We start from the raw sequence: 21,804 nt of genomic DNA on the forward strand, positions 1-21,804 counted from the left end.
CAGCTATTGACCGAACAAAGGCTTCCCATGAGCGTAGATGCACAAGATGTAGTACTTATCGTCGAAGACGAACCGAATATCTTGATGATTCTGTCGATTTATCTGAAGGATCAAGGGTATCGCGTGCTCGAAGCCGAAAACGGCGAGCAGGCGTTCGAAATCCTCGCGAGCAAGCCACATTTGGATCTGTTGATCACCGACTTCCGTTTGCCTGGCGGCATCTCCGGCGTACAGATCGCCGAGCCCGCCGTAAAGCTGCGACCCGACTTGAAGGTGATTTTCATCAGCGGTTACCCGCAGGAAATCCGCGAGACCGGCAGCCCGATCACGCTCAAGGCACCTATTCTGGAAAAGCCGTTCGATCTGGACGTGCTGCAGGAAAAGATTCAGGAGCTGCTGGCCTGAAAACGCGTTATTTCTAAGCCCGACCTGTAATTTCTGACAGTTGACGTGATCGCCTCCACGGCTGATAAAGACCTCGTGAACCACGTCGAGGTCGCCGCTCATGCATCGTCATACGCCAACGCTTGCCGTAATCGACCCTCGCGGTGCTGCGGTACGCGCAGTCGCGTATTGTCGGTCGTCGGGCATAGACGATCTTCAAGTACACGTCTCGCAAACGGTGCATGACCTTCAGTGTCGCGCCAGCCACACGCGTGACCCGCGCCTGTTTGCGCTCTTTCAGACAGACGACTCAACCCCCGCCAATCAGACCACCATTACCAGCCTGCCCGGGACATCGTTGCTGTCGGTCAACGTGGATGCCGGTTGGCGTTTGAGTTTGACGGGGGCGTCTGGCCAGCCGCTTGAAAGCTGGGATCAAAAACTCAATCGGCGCCGTGTGCAATACGATGCCTGCCTGCGGCCGGTGTTTGTTTTCGACCTTGAGGCCGGTGAACTGGAGCGGCGCAGTGAATGCCTTTGCTACGGCGATGCCAGCGCCGAATCAGCCCGGCATAACCGCTGCGGACAATTGATTCGTCACGACGACACGGCGGGGTCGGCGTACCTCAGTGAATTCAGTCTGAGCGGTGCTTCCATCGAACAAGCCCGGCGATTTCTCAAGGCGCTGAACGAATCAGACTGGCCACAGGATCAGACCGAACGTGACGCTTTGCTGGAGAGTGAAAGTGCCGTGACCCGCATGGGATACAACGCCTCAGGCGATCTGATACATCACGTTGATGCACTGCGCAATGAACAATTACTGCGCCAGACGCTGGCCGGCGAATTGTCCGGGATCTTCCTCAAGTCAGTCAGCACTGACACTTACACCCCACTGGTCAGCGATATTCACTGCAACGCTTCTGGCCAGATAGAACAGCAAACCGCCGGTAACGGTGTCGTCACGCGCAGCGCCTTCGATCCCGCGAACGGGCGACTGAGCACCTTACTCGCGCAAGTTGAAGGGGGGCCGCCGTTGCAGGGTCTGGCGTATGCCTACGATCCGGTGGGCAATCTGATCAGCATCACTGACAGTGCCCAGCCGATTCGCTACTTCCGCAACCAACGGGTCGCCCCTCTAAACACCTATCGTTACGACACGCTTGGCCGATTGATCGAAGCCTTTGGCCGTCAGCGGATCTGCGCGCCGGGCGGGCCACCGTTGCCGGAGTTCATGTCGCCGCCGGATTCGGCTCAACTGGAAAATTACCGGCAGACGTTTGAATACGACTGCGGTGGCAACTTGCATACCTTGAACCACGTCGCCGGCCTTGGTTCGCGCTGCGAACGCACGGCTATGGCAGCGACTAGCAATCGCAGTTTGCCGTACACCGCCGCAGGTGAAAGGCCGGACGAGGGTGAAATCGCCAGGCGATACGACGTCACCGGCAATCTCAACCTGCTGCAAGAAGGCCAGAATCTGTTTTGGGACCCGCGCAATCAATTACGCCAGGTTGATCAGGTGATTCGTGAAGATGGGCCCAACGACAGTGAGCGCTACGTCTACGACAGTGCCGGTCAACGCCTGCGAAAAGTCCGCACGGCCCAAAGCTCCGGACTGACCCGCACCCACGAAACCCGCTACCTGCCCGGGCTTGAAATCCGTACCACGCCTGAAGAGGTCCTGCACGTCATCAGTATTCAGGCGGGCCGCTGCACCGTGCAGATCCTGCAGTGGGAAAAGGGTCGGCCCGCGCACATCGCCGAGGAGCAACACAGGTACATCCTGACCGATCACCTGGGCTCCAGCAGCCTGGAGCTTGACGCCGATGCCCGGTTGATCAGCCAGGAAAGCTACTACGCCTATGGTGGAACGGCGTGGTGGGCGGGGCGCGACAAGGTCGAGGCGGGTTACCGGACGTTGCGTTATTCAGGGCAGGAGCGCGATGCGACAGGTTTGTACCATTACGGTTTTCGTTACTACATGCCGTGGCGTCAACGATGGTTGAGCGCCGATCCGGGAGGCACCCACGACGGGTTGAATCTGTACGGTATGGTCGGTGGTAACCCGGTGGGGTATGTCGATTTGCAGGGTTTGTCTCGATGGGAGACGGCCAAGGCAATGATGTGGGCCGGAGTGTTTGACTTTGCGGCAAAACTGCCCGCAGCCGCCGTGGGCTATGTCATGAAAGTCTCGAGTCCGGCGAGTTGGGGGCTGACGGCAGCAGGAGGGGCCTCGGCAGCGATCAACGGTGCTATCACGGGAGCGGCGTGGGTCGCTCAGAATCAGGCTGAGGATATCGGTAACGTGCGGCGTTATGCTGAACGTTCGGCGGGAGCCTTCGCTGGCGCTCTGTTAACCGCTGCTCCTGTTGCGGTTGAACACTTTTTCAGCCCGGGTTTGAATCTGGCGGCAATCGATCAGATCAGCTCATTGGGCGATAACGTCGGCTTTGAGTTCTTTTCTCAATTTGAATCAAGCTGGCCGAACAATGAATGGGCAGGGGCGCCCCCAAGAGCAGGCATTAATGCTGAAATTGGCACCACGGTGTTGACAAAAGGGGCCTCGCAAATCCTCAAGTACAATCTGTTTGATCCTGCTCCATCCTTGGCGTTAAGCCTTGCCCAAGAGGTGCTGTACCCCGCAGCGACCAAAGGAGTGGTTGCCATGAATATGAGTTTTGCCCGCAGTTTTTTTCCGGAGGAGGCGCCATACCAGGAGTCTCGAGACGTATCGCAGTTCTCGGTTGTAAAACAGCTCAGCAATGTGGCCGGCCGCGATGCTTTTAGCGCAGTGCCTCGACTGGTGGCGCAGGGGCTGCAGTCCGATGCCGTGGCCGCAGTGATTGGCGATGGGGGGCAGCAAGTCGTAAATTTCGTTGTGAATTCCGGGTTTCAGACAGTACGAAATGCCTACAAACGAGACATAAAGTCCGGTCTTCAGAAAATGATGACGACGAATCGCCCGGCGCTTGCTGATAAAGCGATTCAAAGTTATGGCGCCGTTTAATGAAGTGAACGCCATCTCCACTTGATGTTCGCCAAAGAAATACAATCGATCACCCCCGGATCATCTCCCGCACCTTGGCGGTGAGCAGATCGAAAGTGAACGGCTTGGTGATCATCTGCATCCCCGAGTCGAGGAATCCGCCACGTACCGCCGCATGCTCGGCGTATCCAGTGATGAACAAGACCTTGAGCCCCGGCCGGTATTGCCGCCCGATTTCCGCCAGTTGGCGGCCGTTCATGCCCGGCAGCCCGACGTCACTGATCAGCAGATCGATGCGCTGCGCGGAGTTGAGAATAGGCACGGCGCCGTCGGCATCCCCGGCCTCCACGAACGCATACCCCAACTCACTGAGTACCGCACTGACCAGCACACGTACGGCCGGATCGTCTTCGACGATCAGCACGGTCTCGCCATCCATCGCGTGCGGGGTTTGCAGGATGTCGCGAGCAGGCTGCTCCAGTTCTTCACCACGAAAACGCGGCAGGTAAAGGTTGACCGTGGTGCCCTGATCGATTTCGCTGTCGATTGAGACATGACCGCGTGATTGCTTGCTGAAACCGTAGATCATCGATAGGCCCAGACCGGTGCCCTGACCAATCGGCTTGGTGGTGAAAAACGGGTCGAACGCGCGGTTGATCACGCTCTGCGGCATGCCGCTACCGTTGTCGGTGACACTCAACATGACGTAGTCACCGGGTTCGAGATTGCTGTAAGCCTCGGTGAACTCACTGTGCAACACCTGGTTGCTGGTCTCGACCACTAGTTTGCCGCCTTCGGGCATGGCGTCGCGGGCATTGATGACCAGATTGAGCAGGGCGCTTTCCAGTTGATTGGGGTCCGCCTCGGCCACCCACAGTTTTTCGTTCAGACGCATGTCCAACTGAATGCTTTCGTTGAGGCTGCGCTGCAACAGTTCGCCCATGGACAGGACGAGGGTGTTCATCTGCACCGCCTTGGAATCGAGCGACTGGCGACGGGAAAACGCCAACAGACGATGGGTCAGGCCGGCCGCGCGATTGGCGGACGTCACACCCAGATCAATGAGACTGTCGAGGTCTTCGGTGCGCCCACGGGCCAGGCGCCGGCGCAGCAATTCGAGGCTGCCTATAATGCCGGTCAGCATGTTGTTGAAGTCGTGAGCGATACCGCCGGTGAGCTGGCCGACCGCTTCCATCTTCTGCGACTGACGCAACGCTTCTTCATTGTGGCGCAGTTGCGCGGTGCGTTCCTCGACCTGTTGCTCAAGGGTTTCCAATGTCGATTGCAGACGTCGTTCGCTTTCACTCAGATCGATCAGACGGTCGCGGGCTTCGTACTGTCGTCGTCGGCCGCGCAGCGCGGCAGACACCAGGCTGATCAGCGTCGCGGGATGAAACGGGCGCTCGAGGAACGTGACGTTGCCTAACAGGCTGCTCAGGTGCGAGGAGGGGCCTTGCTCTTGTCCACCGTGATGGGTGAGCAGAACAATGGGGAGATCCGACCATGCCGGTTGCTGTTCCAGGTAAAGGAACAAGGCTTCCATTTCCGGCCCGCGCAACGCTTCTGCGGCGATCAACAGAAGACCGGCGCCGGGTTCCAGCTCAGTGCACAGCGAACCGAGATTCGGCGTCACCAGCCCTTCGTAACCGGCCTCGTTGAGTATCATCAGCGCAATTTGGCTGTCGCGACCCACAGGCGCCAGAATCAGCGCCCGTTCGGCCAGTGTTAACGAAACCGTCACGAAGCCTCTTCCCGAAGCAGTGGATTGCTCGCGCCGAGGTAGGTCGGTACGCCGCGCAGCACGCCCTGGAAGGCTTCCAGCGGCTCACCGATGGTCATGCCCTGCGTAGAAATGCGGTATTCGCGAATCGTCGATTCGTGGCTGCCGGTGCGTTTCTTGATGATGGAAATCGCGCGGCGGACTTTGCCGAGGGCTTCGAAGTATCGCAACAGAATCACCGTGTCGGCCAGATAAGTGATGTCGACCGGTGCCTGCATGTCGCCGACCAGACCATGCTGGGCAACGGTCATAAAGGTCGCGGCGCCTTTGCGATTGAGGTACAGCAGCAGTTCGTGCATATGCAGCACGAGGGCGTTCTCTTCAGGCATTGCCGCCTGGTAGCCGTTGATACTGTCGATGACCACCGTCTTGATCTGGCCTTCATCGACGCATCGACGCACCCGGTGAGAGAACTCGCCCGGTGACAGCTCAGCGGCATCCACCTGCTCGATCAGCAGATTGCCGGTGGCTTGCAGGGCTTCGAGATCAATGCCGATATTGTTCATGCGCTCGAACAGCAGGCCGAGTTCTTCATCGAAGATAAACAGTGCCGCTTTTTCACCGCGAGCGACCGCTGCCGCCGCAAAGATCATCGTGATCAGCGACTTGCCGGTACCTGCCGGACCAAGAATCAGTGTGCTGGAACCGGTTTCTACGCCGCCTCCGAGCAAGGCGTCCATTTCTGGAATGCCACTGGTCAACTGCAAACGCGGGTAATTACCACGGTGTTCGGCCGCCACCAGACGCGGGAACACATGCACGCCGTCCCCCATGATGGTGAAGTCGTGAAAACCGCCGCGGTACTTTTGCCCGCGATACTTGATGACGCGGATCCGCCGTCGCTCGGCGCCATAATTAGGCGTCAGCTCCTCAAGGCGAATCACGCCGTGGGCCACACTGTGCACGGTTTTATCGAGAGACTCGGTGGTCAGGTCATCTAGTAGTAGAACCGTGGCGTCGTAACGCACGAAGTAGTGCTTGATCGCCAGAATCTGCCGGCGATATCGCAAAGAGCTCTGCGCCAGCAAACGAATCTCCGACAGGCTGTCGAGCACTACGCGGGTCGGCTTGAAGCGCTCGACCACTTCGAAAATCTGTTTCGTCGCCTCACCCAATTCCAGATCGGAGGAGTACAGCAGGCTCTGCTGGTGTTCGGCATTGAGCAGGCTTTCCGGCGGCGTCAGCTCGAAGATTTCGATGTTTTCATTCAGATCCCAGCCGTGGGACAGCGCCCCTTGGCGCAATTCACGCTCGGTTTCCGAGAGCGTGATGTATAACGAGCGTTCGCCGGCTTTTGCGCCGGCCATAAGAAAATGCAAGGCGACTGTGGTTTTGCCGGTACCGGGCTCGCCCTCCAGCAAAAACACATGACCGCGAGACAAACCACCGGCGAGGATGTCATCCAGGCCCACAATGCCGGTGGCGGCTTTCGCACTGATCAACTCGTTAGATGTAGACAAAAAATGCCCTCTCATGACTACGGGGGTCGAGGCCGCCGACTGAGTTCGGCGACCTGAATTACTTGACCCCACGCGTTGATGGCGGTTCCGCTTTTTCTCCCACAATGTATCGAGAAGGCTGCCGGCAGCGCTTAAAGCCCTTGCTGCAAAGCAGGGTCATCCGGATTGAGCTGCTCGAGTTGAGCCAACAGGATCTGCACGTTTTGCAACTGGCCACTTTCTTTCCAGTAGTTGATCAGCAGAACCCGCGCCTTGCGGTCGGCGGGGTGGCGCTGGACGATTTCCTGTAGCTGGTTCTGTGCCGCTTCCAGCTCCTCCGCACTGTGCAGAGTGGTAGCGAGGTCGTAGCGGTAATCCTTGTTGTCAGGTTCCAGCTCGACCGCCTTGGACAAGCCGAGAAGGGCGTACTCACGTTGACCGTGGTGCAGCAGCCACAGGCCGAGGGCATGTTGCAGATAAGCGGAGTCAGGTTGGGCTTTAAGCTGTTGGGCGAGCAACTGCCGGGCGGCGTCGCTCTGGCCCTGGCGGTCGAGCACATCGATCTGCATCACCAGGGCCGCAAGGTTGCCGGGCTCCAGACGTAGCGTATTGTCGAGTGCAAGCTGCGCCTGTTTCAGTTCGGAGTTATGGATATAAAGTCGCGCCAGTTGCGCGTAAGCCGCGGCGCTTTCCGGTTCTCCTTTGAGCGCTTCTTCCCAGCCATCGATGGCCTGCTGCAGCGGGGCGAAATACAGGCCCAGCTCATCCGGGGTCAGGCCGAGCAAAGCGTTGATCGCGGCAAAGCGAACCGTTTGATCTTCATCATCGAGCATCGGCCCCAGCAACAGGCTGCGTTGCCCGCCCGGCACCAGTCCAACCACACTTTTGATCGCTGCCAGCCGTACTTGGGGTGCTTCGTTCTGCAAGTCCGCGTCGGCGAGTTTCAGCGCCTGTGGACTGGGGTAGTTAGCCAATTCGCCATGCAGCCAGACGCGCCGCTTGACCGACAAATCCGGCCGCCCCAATTGCTGATACAACTGGCGTGCCGCACCGGGCTCACCGGTGCGGGCGGCACCCAGCGCTTCGCTATAGCCATGCTTGATCGCGTCCGGAATGACTGGGGCGGTGCTGCGCAGGAACAGCCATGCGACGACGACAACAAGCACAAGGCCAAGGCTGATAAGCAGGTAGCGGCGGGACTGAGGCATGCAGGTTTCCGAAAACTGGCGTACTTGAGCAGAGGGGCAAGCTTCGGTCAGCTCGGGCCGTGAGTCAAACCCCGCGCGAGCGAATCGGCCTACAAGTTCTGTCGACTCCGTTGGCCGTCAAATTTTCGATGCAGTGTCTACGCTTGCAGGTGTCGCTTGCGGGCGGGCACAACATCCACTGTCAATGTGCTTGAAAGCAAAAAGGATCAGGCAAAAAAAGCCCCGCGACCGAATGATACGCGGGGCAAAAAAATTGGTTGGTTGCGGCCAACCAAAGGAGCTCTTTAACAACGTTTACTTACTGGCGACCGTCTCTGGTTGCCAGCCACCGCCAAGGGCTTTGTAGATCGCGACAATGCCGCGGTACAGATCGACTTCGGCCTGGGCCTGGCTGTCTTCGGCATTCAGACGTTCACGCTGCGCATCGAGCAGCACAAGGAAGTCAGTGGTGCCTTCGCGATAGCGGATCTCCGCGAGATCGGCAGCCTTTCGGCTCGATTCACTCTGGCGAATCAGCGAGATCAGGCGCTGCTGCCGTTTGCCGTAGTCGCTGAAGGCGTTTTCCGACTCTTCCAGTGCCAACAACACTTGTTGCTCGTAGGTCGCCAGCGCGCCTTCAGCATCCGCGTCGGCACCGCGCAAACGGGCCCGCACACTGCCAAGGTCGAATGCTGCCCAGGTGATGCTCGGGCCCAGTGCCCAGGCGTTGGCCGCCGAGGAACCGATCTGCGAACCGCGCCCGGCCGTCCAGCCCAGGAAACCGCTGAGGCTCACCCGTGGGAACAGGTCGGCTTTTGCCACGCCAATACGCGCCGTGGCCGAGGCCAGTTGGCGTTCAGCGCTGAGGATGTCCGGACGACGTTGCAGCAGTTCGCCCGGGTTACCAATCGGCAATGCCTTGGCAATCGCCGGCAAGTCTTTAGGGCTCAAGTCCACTGTGAGCTTGTCCGGGCGTTCACCCAGCAGAGTGGCGATGCGGTTTTTCTGGCGAACCTGTTCCGCCTGGAGTTGCGGCACACTGGCTTCGACCGACGCCAGGCGCGCATCGGCACGTTCCACGTCGAGCTGATCGCCAACACCAGCGTCACGCAGGCTGATGGTGATCTTGCGCGACTCCTGCTGGTTGTTCAGGTTGGCCACGGCGATCTTTTCCCGCAGTTGCGCGCCACGCAGTTGACCGTAAGCGTCCACCAGTTCGGCAATCATGGTGACTTGCAGTTGATACAAGTCGGCTTCGGCGGCCTGCTGGTCGGCATCGCTGGCTTCCAGATTGCGCTGGATACGACCGAACAAGTCCAGCTCCCAGGCCATGTCCAGACCCAGGTCATAGCGTTCGCTGTTGACCCGATTGGTGGTCTGGCCGGGGATTTGTCCCTTGGCCAGATCGCTGGAGGCGCGGCTGGTGATGGTCGGCATTGCGTCGTTGCTGGCGTCGTCGCGGATCGCCCGGGCAGCTTTCCAGCGAGCGAACGCCACACGCAGTTCGCGGTTGCCTTGCAGCGATTGCGTCACCAACTGGTTGAGGGTCGGATCGTCGAACTGCTGCCACCAGATGCCTTCGAACTTCGAACGGTCAAAGTTCTTCTGACCGTTGGCGCCGTCGGTGGCGGTCGTGATGTTGGCCGCCTCCGTCGCCGGGGTCTTGTAGTCGGGGCCGACGGCGCAGGCACTGAGGGCCAGCACCAGCAGACTCGGCAGGAAGACTTTCAGACTCATTGTTGCGCCTCCGGTTGCTTTTGAAGATTGTTCGCCTTGGCCGCTTTGCGCTGCTCGCTGCGTTCGACAAAGTTACGGATCAATACGTAGAACACGGGTGTCAGCAACAGACCGAAGAAGGTCACCCCGAGCATCCCGGAGAACACCGCCACACCCATGGCGTGACGCATCTCGGCACCGGCACCACTGGAGAGCACGAGCGGCACCACACCCATGATGAACGCGAAGGAAGTCATCAGGATCGGCCGCAGACGCAGACGGCAGGCTTCCAGTACCGCAGCGAGCGGGTCGAGGCCTTCTTCCTGTTTATCCTTGGCAAATTCGACGATCAGAATCGCGTTTTTACACGCAAGTCCCACCAGTACGATCAAACCGATCTGGGTGAAGATGTTGTTGTCACCGCCAGAGATGATCACACCGGTGATGGCCGACAGCAGGGTCATCGGTACGATCAGGATCACCGCCAGTGGCAGGCTCCAGCTTTCGTACTGAGCAGCAAGTACCAGGAACGCCAGCAGTACGCAGAGCGGGAACACGAACAGCGCGGTGTTGCCGGACAGAATCTGCTGGTAGGTCAGGTCGGTCCATTCGTAGGTCATGCCGTTCGGAAGTTCATCCTTGAGCAGTTTCTCGATGGCTTTTTCCGCCTGGCCGGAGCTGTAGCCGGGGGCTGCCGCAGCGGTGATTTCCGCGGTGATGAAGCCGTTGTAGTGCATCACGCGATCCGGACCCGAGGTGTCGCTGACCTTGATGAAGGTCGCCAGCGGGATCATTTCGCCTTTGTTGTTGCGCACTTTCAACTGACCGATCTGATCGGATTCGAGGCGGAACTGTTGCTCGGCCTGGACGTTGACCTGATAAGTGCGGCCGAAACGGTTGAAGTCGTTGGCATACAGCGAACCCAGATAGATCTGCAGGGTGTCGAAGATGTCGCTGACCGCAACGCCATGGGTCTTGGCTTTTTCACGGTCGATGGCTGCATCGACCTGCGGCACGTTCACGGTGTAACTGGTGAACAGGCCTGCCAGTTCCGGCACGCTGTGACTCTTGTTGATGATGTTCATGGTTTCTTTGTACAGCTCGTCGTAGCCCAGGTTGCCCCGGTCTTCGATTTGCAGGCGGAAACCACCAATGGTGCCCAGACCTTGTACCGGCGGTGGCGGGAAGATCGCCATGTACGCCTCTTGAATGTTCGCGTACTGGCCGTTCAAGGCACCGGCAATCGCACCGGCGGACATGCTCGGATCTTTACGCTCGTCGAACGGTTTCAGGGTGACGAACACGATGCCGGCGTTCGGGCTGTTGGTGAAACCGTTGATCGACAGACCCGGGAACGCTACGGCGCTTTCCACGCCTGGCTGTTTCAGCGCCAGGTCGGACATGCGCTTGATCACGTCTTCGGTGCGATCCAGGCTCGAGGCGTCCGGCAACTGCGCGAAGGCCACCAGGTATTGTTTGTCCTGGCCAGGTACGAATCCGGTCGGGGTGCTGGAGAAACCGAAGAAGGTCAGCACCATCAGGCCTGCGTACAGCAACAGGGCGATGCCGCTGCCGCGGATAACCCGGCGCACGGTGCCGACGTAGCCATGGCTGGCACGGTCGAAGAAACGGTTGAACGGACGGAACAACCAGCCACCGAAGATCTTGTCGAGAATCTTGGAGAAGCGGTCTTTCGGCGCATCGTGACTTTTCAGCAACACAGCGGCCAGCGCTGGCGACAGGGTCAGCGAGTTGAATGCCGAGATCACTGTCGAAATGGCAATGGTCAAAGCGAACTGCTTATAGAACTGACCCGTGAGGCCGGAGATGAAAGCCGCCGGAACAAACACCGCACATAGCACCAGTGCCGTCGCAATGATCGGGCCGGTCACTTCACGCATGGCGCGTTTTGTGGCTTCTACCGGGGTCAAGCCAAGTTCGATGTTCCGTTCGACGTTCTCTACCACCACGATGGCATCGTCCACCACGATACCGATGGCCAGTACCAGGCCGAACAATGACAGCGCGTTGAGCGAGAAACCAAACAGGTGCATCACCGCAAACGTACCGATCAACGATACCGGTACCGCCACCAATGGAATGATCGAGGCGCGCCATGTTTGCAGGAACAGAATCACCACCAGCACCACGAGGATCAGCGCTTCGAAGAGGGTATGAACCACCGCTTCGATCGAGCCGCGCACGAAGATCGTCGGGTCATAAACGATGCTGTAATCCATGCCCTGCGGGAAACCTTTCTTCAACTCGTCCATCTTCGCCCGAACGTCGTTCGAGATATCGATGGCGTTGGAGCCTGGACGCTGGAAGATCGGGATGGCCACGGCTGGTTGGTTGTTCAGCAACGAACGCAGGGCGTATTGGCTGGAGCCCAGTTCGACGCGAGCAATGTCTTTGAGCCGAGTGATTTCACCGTTGTCGCCTGCGCGAATGATGATGTTCTCGAACTCTTCCTCAGTTACCAGGCGGCCCTGAGTGTTGACCGACAGCTGGAAGCTTTGCGCAGTCGGGGCAGGGGGCGCGCCCAGTTGGCCGGCAGCCACCTGACGGTTCTGTTCGCGAATTGCGGTGACTACATCGGTCGCAGTCAGGTTACGCGAAGCGGTCTTGTTCGGATCGAGCCACACACGTAGCGAGTAATCGCCCATGCCGAACAACTGCACATCACCGACACCGCCCAGACGCGCGAGCTCATCCTTGATGTTCAGGATTGCGTAGTTGGATAGGTAGAGCATGTCGTAGCGCTTGTCCGGCGAGGTCAAGTGCACAACCATGGTCAGGTCGGGTGATGCCTTGTCGACGGTTATGCCGATGCGCGTCACTTCCTCGGGAAGCTTCGGTTCGGTACGGGTCACGCGGTTTTGCACCTGCACCTGCGCATTGTCCAGGTCAGTGCCCAGAGCGAAGGTGATGGTCAGCGTGATCTTGCCGTCAGCAGTGGACTGCGAGGACATGTACAGCATGTTTTCGACACCGGTGATGGCTTGCTCCAGCGGAGCGGCCACGGTCTCACCGATGACTTTGGGGTTGGCGCCCGGGAAGTTGGCACGTACTACCACGGTTGGCGGCACGACTTCCGGGTATTCGCTGATCGGCAACTGGAACAGCGAGATCGCACCGGCGATCAGGATCAACAGCGACAACACCGCTGCGAAGATCGGCCGTGAAATGAAGAATTGGGAAAAATTCATCGGAGTTATCGTCCCTTAACCGCGTGGGTTCGTAGCAGCCAGCTTCACAACCGAACCGGACGCGCCTTTGGCAGGGGCGACTTTTGGCAGGTTGCTGGCTTCCAGCGCTTGACGTTGTTGAGCGAGTGCCGCGAGGGTTTGCTCGCTGGCCATCGGCACCACTTCAGGGGTAACCGGTGAGCCAGGACGAACCCGTTGCAGACCCTTGACGATGATCGTGTCGTCCTTGTTCAGGCCGGTACGGACGATGCGCAGGCCTTCGATCTTCGGACCGAGTTCAACTGGGCGGTAGGCGGTTTTGTTGTCCGCATCCATTACCAGCACGAACTTCTTGCCCAGATCGGTACCGACGGCTTCGTCGTTGATCAACATGGCGTTGTAGGTGCCGCTGCCGACCAGTTTCAGGCGTGCATACAGGCCAGGGGTGTAGTTGCCGTCGCTGTTGTCGAACACCGCGCGGCCACGGATGGTGCCGGTTTTCGGATTGACCTGGTTGTCGACGAAGTTCATCTGGCCCAGGTGCGGGTTGCCGTCTTCATTCGACAGGCCCATGTAAACCGGTGTGGTGGCGCCGCGCTGACCCTTACGGGCGAGTTGGGTGTATTTGAGGAACACACGTTCGTCGGCGTCGAAGTAGGCGTAGACCTTGTCGGTGGAAACAACGCTGGTCAGCGGAGTAGTGTCGGCGGTCACCAGGTTACCGGCGGTGATTTCGGCACGGCTGACGCGGCCGCTGATCGGCGAAGTGACGCGGGTAAAGCTCAGGTTCAGTTTGGCCAGATCCAGTTGCGCTTGCAGTGCACCGACGGCGGCGCGGGCTTCTTGTGCAGCGCTGGTGCGCGAGTCGGCCAGTTCAGCGGAGATGGCGTTGCTGGCGCGCAGACGTTCACCGCGTCCGGCTTCGTTTTCACTGCGGGTGGCGTTGGCACGGGATTGGGCGACCAGGGCTTCGAGGCGGCGAACTTCAGCCTGGAACGGACGGGGGTCGATCTGGAACAGCAGGTCGCCTTTCTTGACCAGTGCGCCTTCAGTGAAAGCGACATCGTCGATCTGGCCGGAGACCCGTGGACGGATTTCAACGGTTTCCGGCGCTTCAAGGCGCCCGGTGAATTCGTCCCACTCGTTGACCGGTTGTTCCAGCACTTTGGCCACGCTGACTTTGGCAGCGGGCAGGGTGGCGGCAGTCTCCGGAGTCTTGCCGCAGGCGCTCATCACCAGTACGGCCAACATGGCCAACGGGAAGCGCAAATGTTTGAGTGACTGTTCCATGGATGCATCCGCCAATGTATTGAAGATGGGCGGATGATGCTCGGCGGGGTGGTATGGCACGAATCGAATGAAGCAAAGGTAACTATCATTCGGAATGATATAAGACTCGAGCGAGCCCTCTAGCATGCACCTTTCGTTAGGTGGCTATCAATCTCGTCGATGGCAATGCTGTGTTGTCTGCTTTGCAACGATCAGGGCTGAGGTTGAGAGAAGGGGATTATGTGGCGATTAAAAAGAAGAACCCGCCAGTGCGGCGGGTTCGAATCTCATGATCAGAGTTTCGGCAACTGACCGATCCGCGCAATCATCTCCGTCACGATCTGCAGATCGAGCTGGAACTGATCCACGGTCTTGAATTCACCATCAGTGTGGCCGGTGTACTTGGCCTCTGGCCGGGCCAGCCCGAATTGCACACCGTTGGGCAGTTCATGCACCGAGGTAGCACCGGCGGAAGTGCCGAACTCATGTTTCATGTCCAGGTTTTCCGTGGCAACCGCCAGCAGCGCCTTGACCCACTCACCCTCAGGATTGCGGTACATCGGCTCGGCAATCGAATAGTCGAAAGCTACGGCCACATGGCTCTTCTGGCTCCAGACCGCCAGTTTTTCGGCGATTTCTGCCTTGAGCTTCTCAGGCGATTTGCCCTTCGGAACGCGCAGGTTGACTGCAAGTTTGAAGGTCTTTTCATCCATCCCGACGTAGGTCAGCGACGTGGTCAGCGGCCCCATGAAGGCATCGGAGAAACCGACCTCCAGTTTATTGCCAAGGTAATCCAGGCCCCAATTGTCAGCGGCGTAGCGCGCAGCATCGGTAATGTGGTTGTGCTTGAGCGCGACTATGCCATCAAGGCTATTGATGAAGTCGAGCATTCGCGCCACCGGATTGACCCCGGACTCGGGCTCGGAGGAGTGCGCGGACACACCGGTCACCGTCAACTTGACATCTTTGCCATCGACCTTCGCCGCTACTTCAAAATTGCCACCGTTGCGCTTGGCGTAATCAGCGCCGGCCTTTTGCAGGCTGGCAGCCAGTTCGGCAGGCTTGTCGGTCAGCAGTGTGGCGACCGATACGGAAGGAATCTGGTTGGTCGCCAGGCCTCCGGTCATCGAAATGATTTCTGCACCTTTGCCTTCGCCCTTGCGTTTGGCGAAGTTGGCCATGACCGTGCCGTAGCCCTTCTCGGCAATCACCACCGGGTAACCACCGTCCAGCGCCAGGTTGTAGTTTGGCGTCGGATTGCGCTCGAAGTAGTAGGGGATCGCGTCGCCGGTGGTTTCTTCAGTGGTGTCCACCAATAGCTTGAAATTGCGCGCCAGTGGCAGTTTTTCGTCCTTGATTACCTTCATGGCATACATCGTCACCACGATGCCGTTTTTGTCATCTTCGGTGCCGCGGCCATACATGCGATCACCGATCAGGGTGATCTTGAACGGGTCGAGGCGGGTGCCGTCCTTCAGGACCCAGTTTTCCGGCGTTACCGGAACTACGTCAGCGTGTGCATGAATGCCGACCACTTCATCACCCGTGCCTTCGAGAGAGATCTCATAGACGCGGTTGTCGATGTTGCGGAAATTCAGATTGAAAGACTTAGCCAGGCTTTTGATCTTCTCGCCGATCTTGATGAACTCCGGGTTTTCGTGCTGAGCAACGCCGTCCTTGCGATAGGTCGGGATCTCGACCAGTTCGCGCAGAGTCTCGGTTGCAGCCGCGCTGTATTTCACGCGTGTATAGATGCCGAGCAGGCGATAGATCTCGTTCTGCTGTTCAGCCGTCAGCGTTTTGTTGTCGAGGAAAGCGCCAATGGCCGGACCGATATCAGCAGTCTTGGCCAGATCGCTTTTGGCCAGGCTGCCGAGGAACTGGCGGAAATCGGTGGTCGATTCGGCCTTGAAGGTTTTGAGGATTTCAGCGCTTTGCTGTGGAGTGATATTGGCCTGAGCCGGTGCGGTGAAAGCTGACAGCCCCGCCAGCATCAAGGTCGCTGCGGCGAGTTTTTTGAAAGGGAAATTCATTACGAAGGGCATTCCTTTGCAGGGCAGTGAGTTGGGAGTGTCTCAACGATGAGACACATACACTTACAAACTAACACTGCTGTAGAGCATCGCGGGAGCCCTGAAACGGGATTTGTCGCACAGAAATGCAAAAGCGACGCAGAAACGAAAGTGGTTCTGGCTCAGCCATTGAACTCTTTTCGGGCCAGCAGCGGACGCTGGTCGTCGACGATCGATTCACTTTTTCTTTATAGTGCGGTCCCCAGCGAACTACCGGTCGCCTGAGGTTTTGGCCGACGGGTAAGCATAAACGTTCGCGATTTTCGAGTGAGTAATACGCCCTTCAATGAGCAATTCAACGGCTACAACTAATGGTAATTGGTACGCGGTGATTGCGTTGGCACTGGCAGCGTTTGTGTTCAACACCACTGAGTTTGTGCCTGTTGGCCTGTTGAGTTCGATCGGCAGCAGCTTCGACATGTCGTCGGCGCAGGTCGGTTTGATGCTGACGATCTATGCCTGGGTGGTGTCGCTGACATCGCTGCCGATCATGCTGCTCACGCGTAACATCGAGAGGCGCAAACTGTTGATCGTGCTGTTTGGGATGTTCATCGTCAGTCACGTGTTGTCGAGTTTCGCGACAAGCTTCGCTGTCCTGTTGGTCAGCCGTATCGGTGTGGCGTTGGCACATGCGCTGTTCTGGTCGATCACCGCTTCGCTGGCCGTGCGGCTGGCGCCACCGGGCAAGCAAGTTCAAGCCTTGGGTTTGCTGGCAACCGGTACTTCGCTGGCGATGGTGCTGGGCATACCCCTCGGTCGGTTGTTGGGCGAAGCCATGGGCTGGCGCACGACCTTCATGGTGATCGCTGGTTTGGCGGCCACGCTGGTGTTGTGCCTCGCCAAGGTTCTACCGTTGCTGCCGAGTCAAAACTCAGGCTCCCTGAGAAGCCTGCCTTTGTTGTTCAAACGACCTGCGCTGGTGGCGGTATACATACTGACGGCAATGGTAGTGACCGCCCAGTTCACCGCTTACAGCTATATCGAGCCGTTCGTTGAAGGAGTGGCGGGTTTGAGTGGCGATGCAGTAACGCTCATCCTGCTGTTATTCGGCGGTGCAGGTATTTTCGGATCGCTGCTGTTCAGTTGGCTGCACAGCTATAACCCGCAGCGCTTCCTGATCGTCACCGTGGTGCTGATCGCGTTGTGCCTCATGTTGTTGCTGCCTTTGAGCGGTGAGGTGTCGTACCTGGGCCTGCTGAGTCTGTTCTGGGGAATGGCGATCATGGGATTTGGGCTGGCGTTGCAGTCGAAGGTTCTGGTGCTGGCTTCGGACGCCACCGATGTGGCGATGGCGATGTTTTCAGGGATCTACAACATCGGCATCGGCGGCGGCGCACTGCTGGGAAGCTGGGTAGGCGGCCAGTTAGGGTTTGCTTACATAGGGATAGTCGGCGGCATGCTGGCGGCGTCGGCGCTGTTGTTCTACTGCCTGTCGATCTACCGCTTTACTCGGTCTGCTTGAGCTGGGGTTGTTTGAATAAGATGAACGCTTGAGCAGAGTGGCGTTAACGGGTAACGCCACTCTGCTCCGCTAAGACTTTTCAAAGACTGTCCGGATCCCCAAAAAACATCTGAATCCGCGACCTCAACCAGCGCTCACCCGGATCGTTATCCTGCGACCCGCGCCAGGCCATGTGCAGTTCAAACGTACGCGTCGGCAGCGGCGGATCTTCCGCGCGAACACCGCCAGCAGCCGTCAGTGCATCAGCGGTGTAGTCCGGCACGGTGGCGACAATGTCAGTGCCCGCGAGCAATGTACTCAAACCATTGAACTGCGGCACGGCTAGCACTACGTGGCGTTTGCGGCCAAGTTTCTCCAGTTCCTCATCAACAAAGCCGCTGAGGTCGCCAGCGAACGACACCAGCGCATGCGGCCGTGCGCAGTAATCGTCGAGGCTGAGCGGGCCGGGTACGGTGTCGGCGCGCAGCAGCTTTGGCGCACTGCGTCGCAAGACTTTGCGCTTGGCGTTGGCCGGCAAATCGGTGGTGTAGCTGACGCCGATGGAGATTTCGCCGGATGCCAGCAAACCCGGCATCAGAATGTAATTGACCCGACGCACTACCAGCACAATCCCCGGCGATTCGGCCCGCAGACGTTTGAGCAGCATTGGCAGCAGCGCGAATTCAACGTCATCGGACAAACCGATCCGAAATACCGAAGTGCTGGTGGCCGGGTCAAATTCCGCCGCACGGCTGACCGCTGTCGAAATCGAGTCGAGGGCGGGCGAGAGCAGGGCGAAGATTTCCACGGCACGGGCGGACGGTTCCATGCTCCGGCCGGTGCGGACGAACAAAGGATCATCGAACAGGCCGCGCAGGCGCGAAAGCGCCGCACTGATCGCCGGCTGACCGAGGAACAATTTCTCGGCGGCACGGGTCACACTGCGTTCGTGCATCAATGTTTCGAATACGATCAACAGGTTCAGGTCGACACGACGCAGGTCATTACGATTCATCTGGAGTCCTGGCAGAGTCATCAAGCTTGACGAGGGCGACCATATGAGAACAATGGCCGGCATGAATCTTACGGGGAAAGGCTGGTACTCTGCACCGGAAAATTCAGCTTTACTGCGACGGTGTGAGCAGTTTTTTCAAGGATTTTGCGAATGCCGCCCATACTGCGGAATCAATGACAGGCATGTCGACTATTAATAGCCACTGATAGTCTTGGGTCAAAAGCCCAGATAGAGTTCAGGGCATTAGAGGTTACTTTGACGAGGTTTGCGATGTCCCGCACGATCCGTTTTCACAAGTTTGGTCCGGCCGAGGTGCTCAAATGCGAAGAGCATGCGGCCGCTCAGCCAGGTCCTGGCGAAGTGCAGGTGCGTGTCGAGGCTATCGGCATCAGCTGGTATGACACGCTGTGGCGTCAGAATCTGGCGTCTTCCCAGGCACGCCTGCCCTCCGGGCTTGGCCATGAAATGGCTGGCGTGGTTACGGCGGTTGGTGCTGATGTCGAAGATCTGTCCGTCGGTGACAAGGTCGCCAGTTTTCCGGCCGAGAGTCCGAACGACTATCCGGTCTACGGTGAGTCGATTGTACTGCCGCGTACCGCGCTGACCCGTTATCCGGATGTGCTCAGCCCGATCGAAGCCAGTGTGCATTACACACCGCTGTTGATCGCCTATTTCGCTTACGCCGATCTGGCGCGGGTCAAACCCGGGCAATTTGCCCTGGTTACTGACGCCAGCCATTGCGCCGGCCCTTCGTTTGTTCAACTGGGCAAGGCGATGGGTGTGCGGGTGATTGCTGCCACCAAAGAGGCGGAAGAGCGTGAATACCTGCTCTCACTCGGTGCAGAAAAGGTGATTGTCACCGAAGAGGAAGATCTGTTGATGCGAATCAACAAGATCACCGAAAACCGTGGCGTGGACGTGGTTTTCGATGGTCTCGGTGGTCCGCAGATGTCGCTGCTTGGCGATGTTCTGGCGCCGCGTGGCAGCCTGGTTCTTTACGGCTTGCAGGGTGGCAACCAGACGCCGTTCCCGGCGTGCGCAGCGTTCCAGAAGAACATCCAGTTCTTCGTGCACTGCATCGGCAACTTCACCGGTAAGCCGGAGTTAGGCATCACCCAGGACCACGTCGCCTTGCAACGTGCCTTGCGTGACATCAACCAGTTGACCGCTGATCGTGTTTTGCTGCCACTCAAGACCCGTGTGTTCCCGTTCAATGAGTTCGTCGAGGCACATCGTTACATGGACGAATGCCCTTGCCGCGAACGGGTCGCTCTTCAAGTCGAACCAGCGTAAAGCCAGCAATCAGAGTCCGTGGCCCCACGGACTCTTGCGTGTTAATCCCCCCCCTGAAGAACAAAACGCCCGGTGCTGTGCCGGGTATCAGTTCAGTAACTGAACTGGTTTTTACTCTCGATCTGTATCTTCTAATCGCAATATAAGCCCTGATAATTGAATGATTACTTTCATCTCAAGGAATGAGTCATGGCTGTGCATTCAATTTGCCCTGCGCGCAATAAATCGACCCACTCTGTTGGTCGCGCCCACTACTGTTTAATTGTTGTAGGTTTATTCGGAAACTGCTTCTCTTTTTCTTGTACTCATTTGTCGTGGGACGTTGTGGGAAGTTTCCTAGGAATCCAAAATAAAAGAAAAACATCAATGATTACAGTCGCTTGAGGCGCCAAGTCTGCATTTGGCGGTTTTTTTATAGCTTAAGTGTTTCAAGTGACTACAGATTTGTAAGTGTTAGCATCTGAATGTCTATTACTTATTGATGAATTGTCGTGCGACTGATGTTTCGGTTTGCGCGGCATGAAACTTTTGATACCGGGTAAATACCGATGAGCACGATCCATGATCAGGCAATGAATTATGTCTACCAGCAAGTATTGCAACGTTTGCTGAGTTTCTTCTCTCGCGCCGAACGCACGGCATTGCAGTTGTTGATCCAGCGACTCGTCGTGGCGGCTGGCGGCATGGAGAATATCGGTCATTTCAAGGTGCTGGTAAACCAGTCCGGATCACGCGACAGCTGTTACACGCTGGCCTTGTTACGGGCGGCGCAACTGAGTATTGCGGGGCGTGCGCCCGCGACTTTTCAACTGCGGGTGGCGACCCTGCGCTGGAGTGGCAACAGTCATACGGCACTGCAGAATATGCACCGCAGCTACAGCGCGCTCTTCCTTTATGACGATCCTCGGGTCGAACTGTTGATGGTGGATCATCGCCAGGTTTTGCCCTTCGATCATCAGGCACCCATCTGCGAAGAGGGGCGTGAAGCCAACCGCGTCAACCTGCTGCTGATCGGCCATCGTAGAACCTTCAGTGAAGTGCTCGAATTGTGGGATGACGCTTATCTGGCCACGGCCGAGTTCTACGGTCAGATCGCCCGATGGAACAATGGCGTCGATGCAATGATCGGCAGTGAGTCTGCGCGTCGTCAAAAGCACTTTCTCGACGGATTGAGTCGCGCAGTGCAGAAGGCGGCAATTGCCGGACCGATTGTCGGTGGTTCAGGCTTTGAGATTTTGTTCCCATTGCTTGACGGTCTGGGCGGGGATTATTACCGCGAATTTTATACGGAGGAGGAGCGTGTAGCGTGGCGGCCCGAAGGTCAATTTGAAACCTGCCGGCGCACCGGTTTCATTAACATCAATGACATGATTGTCGGCAAGCTCGAAGAGCGGTGGCCCTTGCTCAGCGACTTCCTGGGATTTCAGACGGATGAGCTGATGCTTTATCAGGGTGACGACGAATACGCGGACCCCTTGGTGGCTGCGCATCTGCAAGGTATGCAGGCGCAATTCATCGAGGATCGCACTTACGAGTCTGGAATCAGTGACTACCTTCAAAGCAGCTTGAGTGCGATGCGCCGCAAGCAAGTGCCTGAGCCGGTGTGTGAACAACTGCTATGCAGTTTCGGTAATCCGCAAGAACCTGAACAGTTGCGACACCAGGCAGAGAGCTGCCTGATGGCCAACTTCGATCTGAACGAAATTCAGCTGACCTGCCTGTTGTTTGCGCCGTTCATTGACAGCGGCGCCGGTCTTGAACGGTTTTTACGCAGTTGCCATCCCGGCATGTTGGTGGCACTGCCAGATTTGCATCGGGCGATGCAGGGCTTGCATGCTCCGGAACAGGTACTCAAGTGGATGACGGACGTCAGCGGATTGCCCGTCAGTTTGATCGTCCGTCTCTACGCAATGGGGCCGATTCGCATCATCGCATCCAGCGACTTGGTCTCGCAGGACGGAAGTCTGGACAAGGCGGGTTCCGGATCGGCAGCCGATCGGTCGGCGGAAGGCTGATTGTGAGTTATTTACC

General features: G+C 57.9%; 13 protein-coding genes. 5 read left to right on the top strand and 8 right to left on the bottom strand.

Annotated elements, in window-relative coordinates; all coding sequences use genetic code 11:
• Positions 1–27: 27 nt before the first annotated feature.
• Together ACIOVB_RS00720 and ACIOVB_RS00725 are read left to right on the top strand one after the other, a co-directional pair.
• Positions 28–405 (top strand): response regulator, encoded by a 378-nt coding sequence (locus ACIOVB_RS00720; protein ID WP_401263995.1) that lies wholly within the window; start codon positions 28–30, stop codon positions 403–405.
• Positions 406–505: 100 nt separating this feature from the next.
• The gene (locus ACIOVB_RS00725) at positions 506–3,394 is read left to right on the top strand and encodes an RHS repeat domain-containing protein (protein WP_401263996.1); all 2,889 of its coding nucleotides are present in this window, start codon (positions 506–508) and stop codon (positions 3,392–3,394) included.
• Between the two features lie 49 nt (positions 3,395–3,443).
• Here ACIOVB_RS00725 and ACIOVB_RS00730 read toward each other — a convergent pair whose 3' ends face one another.
• From ACIOVB_RS00730 to ACIOVB_RS00760, 7 genes are all read right to left on the bottom strand, one after another.
• Positions 3,444–5,114 carry an ATP-binding protein gene (locus tag ACIOVB_RS00730; RefSeq protein WP_401263997.1) on the bottom strand — a complete coding sequence of 557 codons (1,671 nt, stop codon included), beginning with the start codon at positions 5,112–5,114 and terminating at the stop codon, positions 3,444–3,446.
• Entirely contained in the window at positions 5,111–6,613 is a 1,503-nt protein-coding gene (locus tag ACIOVB_RS00735) for an ATPase domain-containing protein (protein WP_401263999.1), read from the bottom strand. The genes ACIOVB_RS00730 and ACIOVB_RS00735 overlap by 4 nt, the downstream gene beginning before the upstream one ends.
• A 131-nt stretch (positions 6,614–6,744) precedes the next feature.
• On the bottom strand, positions 6,745–7,800 hold the full coding sequence (locus ACIOVB_RS00740; RefSeq protein WP_187678976.1) for a tetratricopeptide repeat protein: 1,056 nt from the start codon (positions 7,798–7,800) through the stop codon (positions 6,745–6,747).
• Between the two features lie 294 nt (positions 7,801–8,094).
• Positions 8,095–9,516, bottom strand: a complete 1,422-nt coding sequence (locus ACIOVB_RS00745; protein WP_401264001.1) for an efflux transporter outer membrane subunit — start codon at positions 9,514–9,516, stop codon at positions 8,095–8,097.
• Entirely contained in the window at positions 9,513–12,704 is a 3,192-nt protein-coding gene (locus tag ACIOVB_RS00750; protein WP_401264002.1) for an efflux RND transporter permease subunit, read from the bottom strand. Before ACIOVB_RS00750 ends, ACIOVB_RS00745 begins: the two co-directional genes overlap by 4 nt.
• Before the next feature lie 15 nt (positions 12,705–12,719).
• Positions 12,720–13,973, bottom strand: coding sequence for a multidrug efflux RND transporter periplasmic adaptor subunit MexE (gene mexE / locus ACIOVB_RS00755; RefSeq protein WP_401264004.1), 1,254 nt, complete (start codon positions 13,971–13,973; stop codon positions 12,720–12,722).
• Between the two features lie 272 nt (positions 13,974–14,245).
• Complete coding sequence (locus tag ACIOVB_RS00760) at positions 14,246–15,985, bottom strand: dipeptidase (RefSeq protein WP_401264005.1); 1,740 nt, start codon at positions 15,983–15,985, stop codon at positions 14,246–14,248.
• A 325-nt stretch (positions 15,986–16,310) separates the two neighbouring features.
• On the opposite strand from ACIOVB_RS00760, the gene ACIOVB_RS00765 reads away from it, so the two are divergent.
• Complete coding sequence (locus ACIOVB_RS00765; RefSeq protein WP_401264007.1) at positions 16,311–17,486, top strand: sugar transporter; 1,176 nt, start codon at positions 16,311–16,313, stop codon at positions 17,484–17,486.
• A gap of 79 nt (positions 17,487–17,565) precedes the next feature.
• Here ACIOVB_RS00765 and ACIOVB_RS00770 read toward each other — a convergent pair whose 3' ends face one another.
• The gene (locus ACIOVB_RS00770; protein WP_262410342.1) at positions 17,566–18,480 is read right to left on the bottom strand and encodes a LysR family transcriptional regulator; all 915 of its coding nucleotides are present in this window, start codon (positions 18,478–18,480) and stop codon (positions 17,566–17,568) included.
• 270 nt (positions 18,481–18,750) lie between these two features.
• Between ACIOVB_RS00770 and ACIOVB_RS00775 the strand changes: the two genes are divergently transcribed.
• Positions 18,751–19,773, top strand: coding sequence for a zinc-dependent alcohol dehydrogenase family protein (locus tag ACIOVB_RS00775; protein ID WP_187678982.1), 1,023 nt, complete (start codon positions 18,751–18,753; stop codon positions 19,771–19,773).
• 548 nt (positions 19,774–20,321) lie between these two features.
• Positions 20,322–21,788: a hypothetical protein gene (locus ACIOVB_RS00780; RefSeq protein ID WP_401264009.1), complete on the top strand. Its 1,467-nt coding sequence runs from the start codon at positions 20,322–20,324 to the stop codon at positions 21,786–21,788.
• Positions 21,789–21,804: the final 16 nt, after the last annotated feature.

It is taken from the genome of Pseudomonas sp. NPDC087639, assembly GCF_044743385.1.
Taxonomy (GTDB): Bacteria; Pseudomonadota; Gammaproteobacteria; order Pseudomonadales; family Pseudomonadaceae; genus Aquipseudomonas.

What these genes read in the sequence shown, in the direction of transcription:
- mexE (WP_401264004.1), bottom strand. Translation starts at nt 13,973, where the DNA reads ATGGAACAGTCACTCAAACATTTGCGCTTCCCGTTGGCCATGTTGGCC.
- ACIOVB_RS00760 (WP_401264005.1), bottom strand. Translation starts at nt 15,985, where the DNA reads ATGAATTTCCCTTTCAAAAAACTCGCCGCAGCGACCTTGATGCTGGCG.
- ACIOVB_RS00775 (WP_187678982.1), top strand. Translation starts at nt 18,751, where the DNA reads ATGTCCCGCACGATCCGTTTTCACAAGTTTGGTCCGGCCGAGGTGCTC.
- ACIOVB_RS00750 (WP_401264002.1), bottom strand. Translation starts at nt 12,704, where the DNA reads ATGAATTTTTCCCAATTCTTCATTTCACGGCCGATCTTCGCAGCGGTG.
- ACIOVB_RS00745 (WP_401264001.1), bottom strand. Translation starts at nt 9,516, where the DNA reads ATGAGTCTGAAAGTCTTCCTGCCGAGTCTGCTGGTGCTGGCCCTCAGT.
- ACIOVB_RS00770 (WP_262410342.1), bottom strand. Translation starts at nt 18,480, where the DNA reads ATGAATCGTAATGACCTGCGTCGTGTCGACCTGAACCTGTTGATCGTA.
- ACIOVB_RS00765 (WP_401264007.1), top strand. Translation starts at nt 16,311, where the DNA reads ATGAGCAATTCAACGGCTACAACTAATGGTAATTGGTACGCGGTGATT.
- ACIOVB_RS00720 (WP_401263995.1), top strand. Translation starts at nt 28, where the DNA reads ATGAGCGTAGATGCACAAGATGTAGTACTTATCGTCGAAGACGAACCG.
- ACIOVB_RS00725 (WP_401263996.1), top strand. Translation starts at nt 506, where the DNA reads ATGCATCGTCATACGCCAACGCTTGCCGTAATCGACCCTCGCGGTGCT.
- ACIOVB_RS00780 (WP_401264009.1), top strand. Translation starts at nt 20,322, where the DNA reads ATGAGCACGATCCATGATCAGGCAATGAATTATGTCTACCAGCAAGTA.
- ACIOVB_RS00740 (WP_187678976.1), bottom strand. Translation starts at nt 7,800, where the DNA reads ATGCCTCAGTCCCGCCGCTACCTGCTTATCAGCCTTGGCCTTGTGCTT.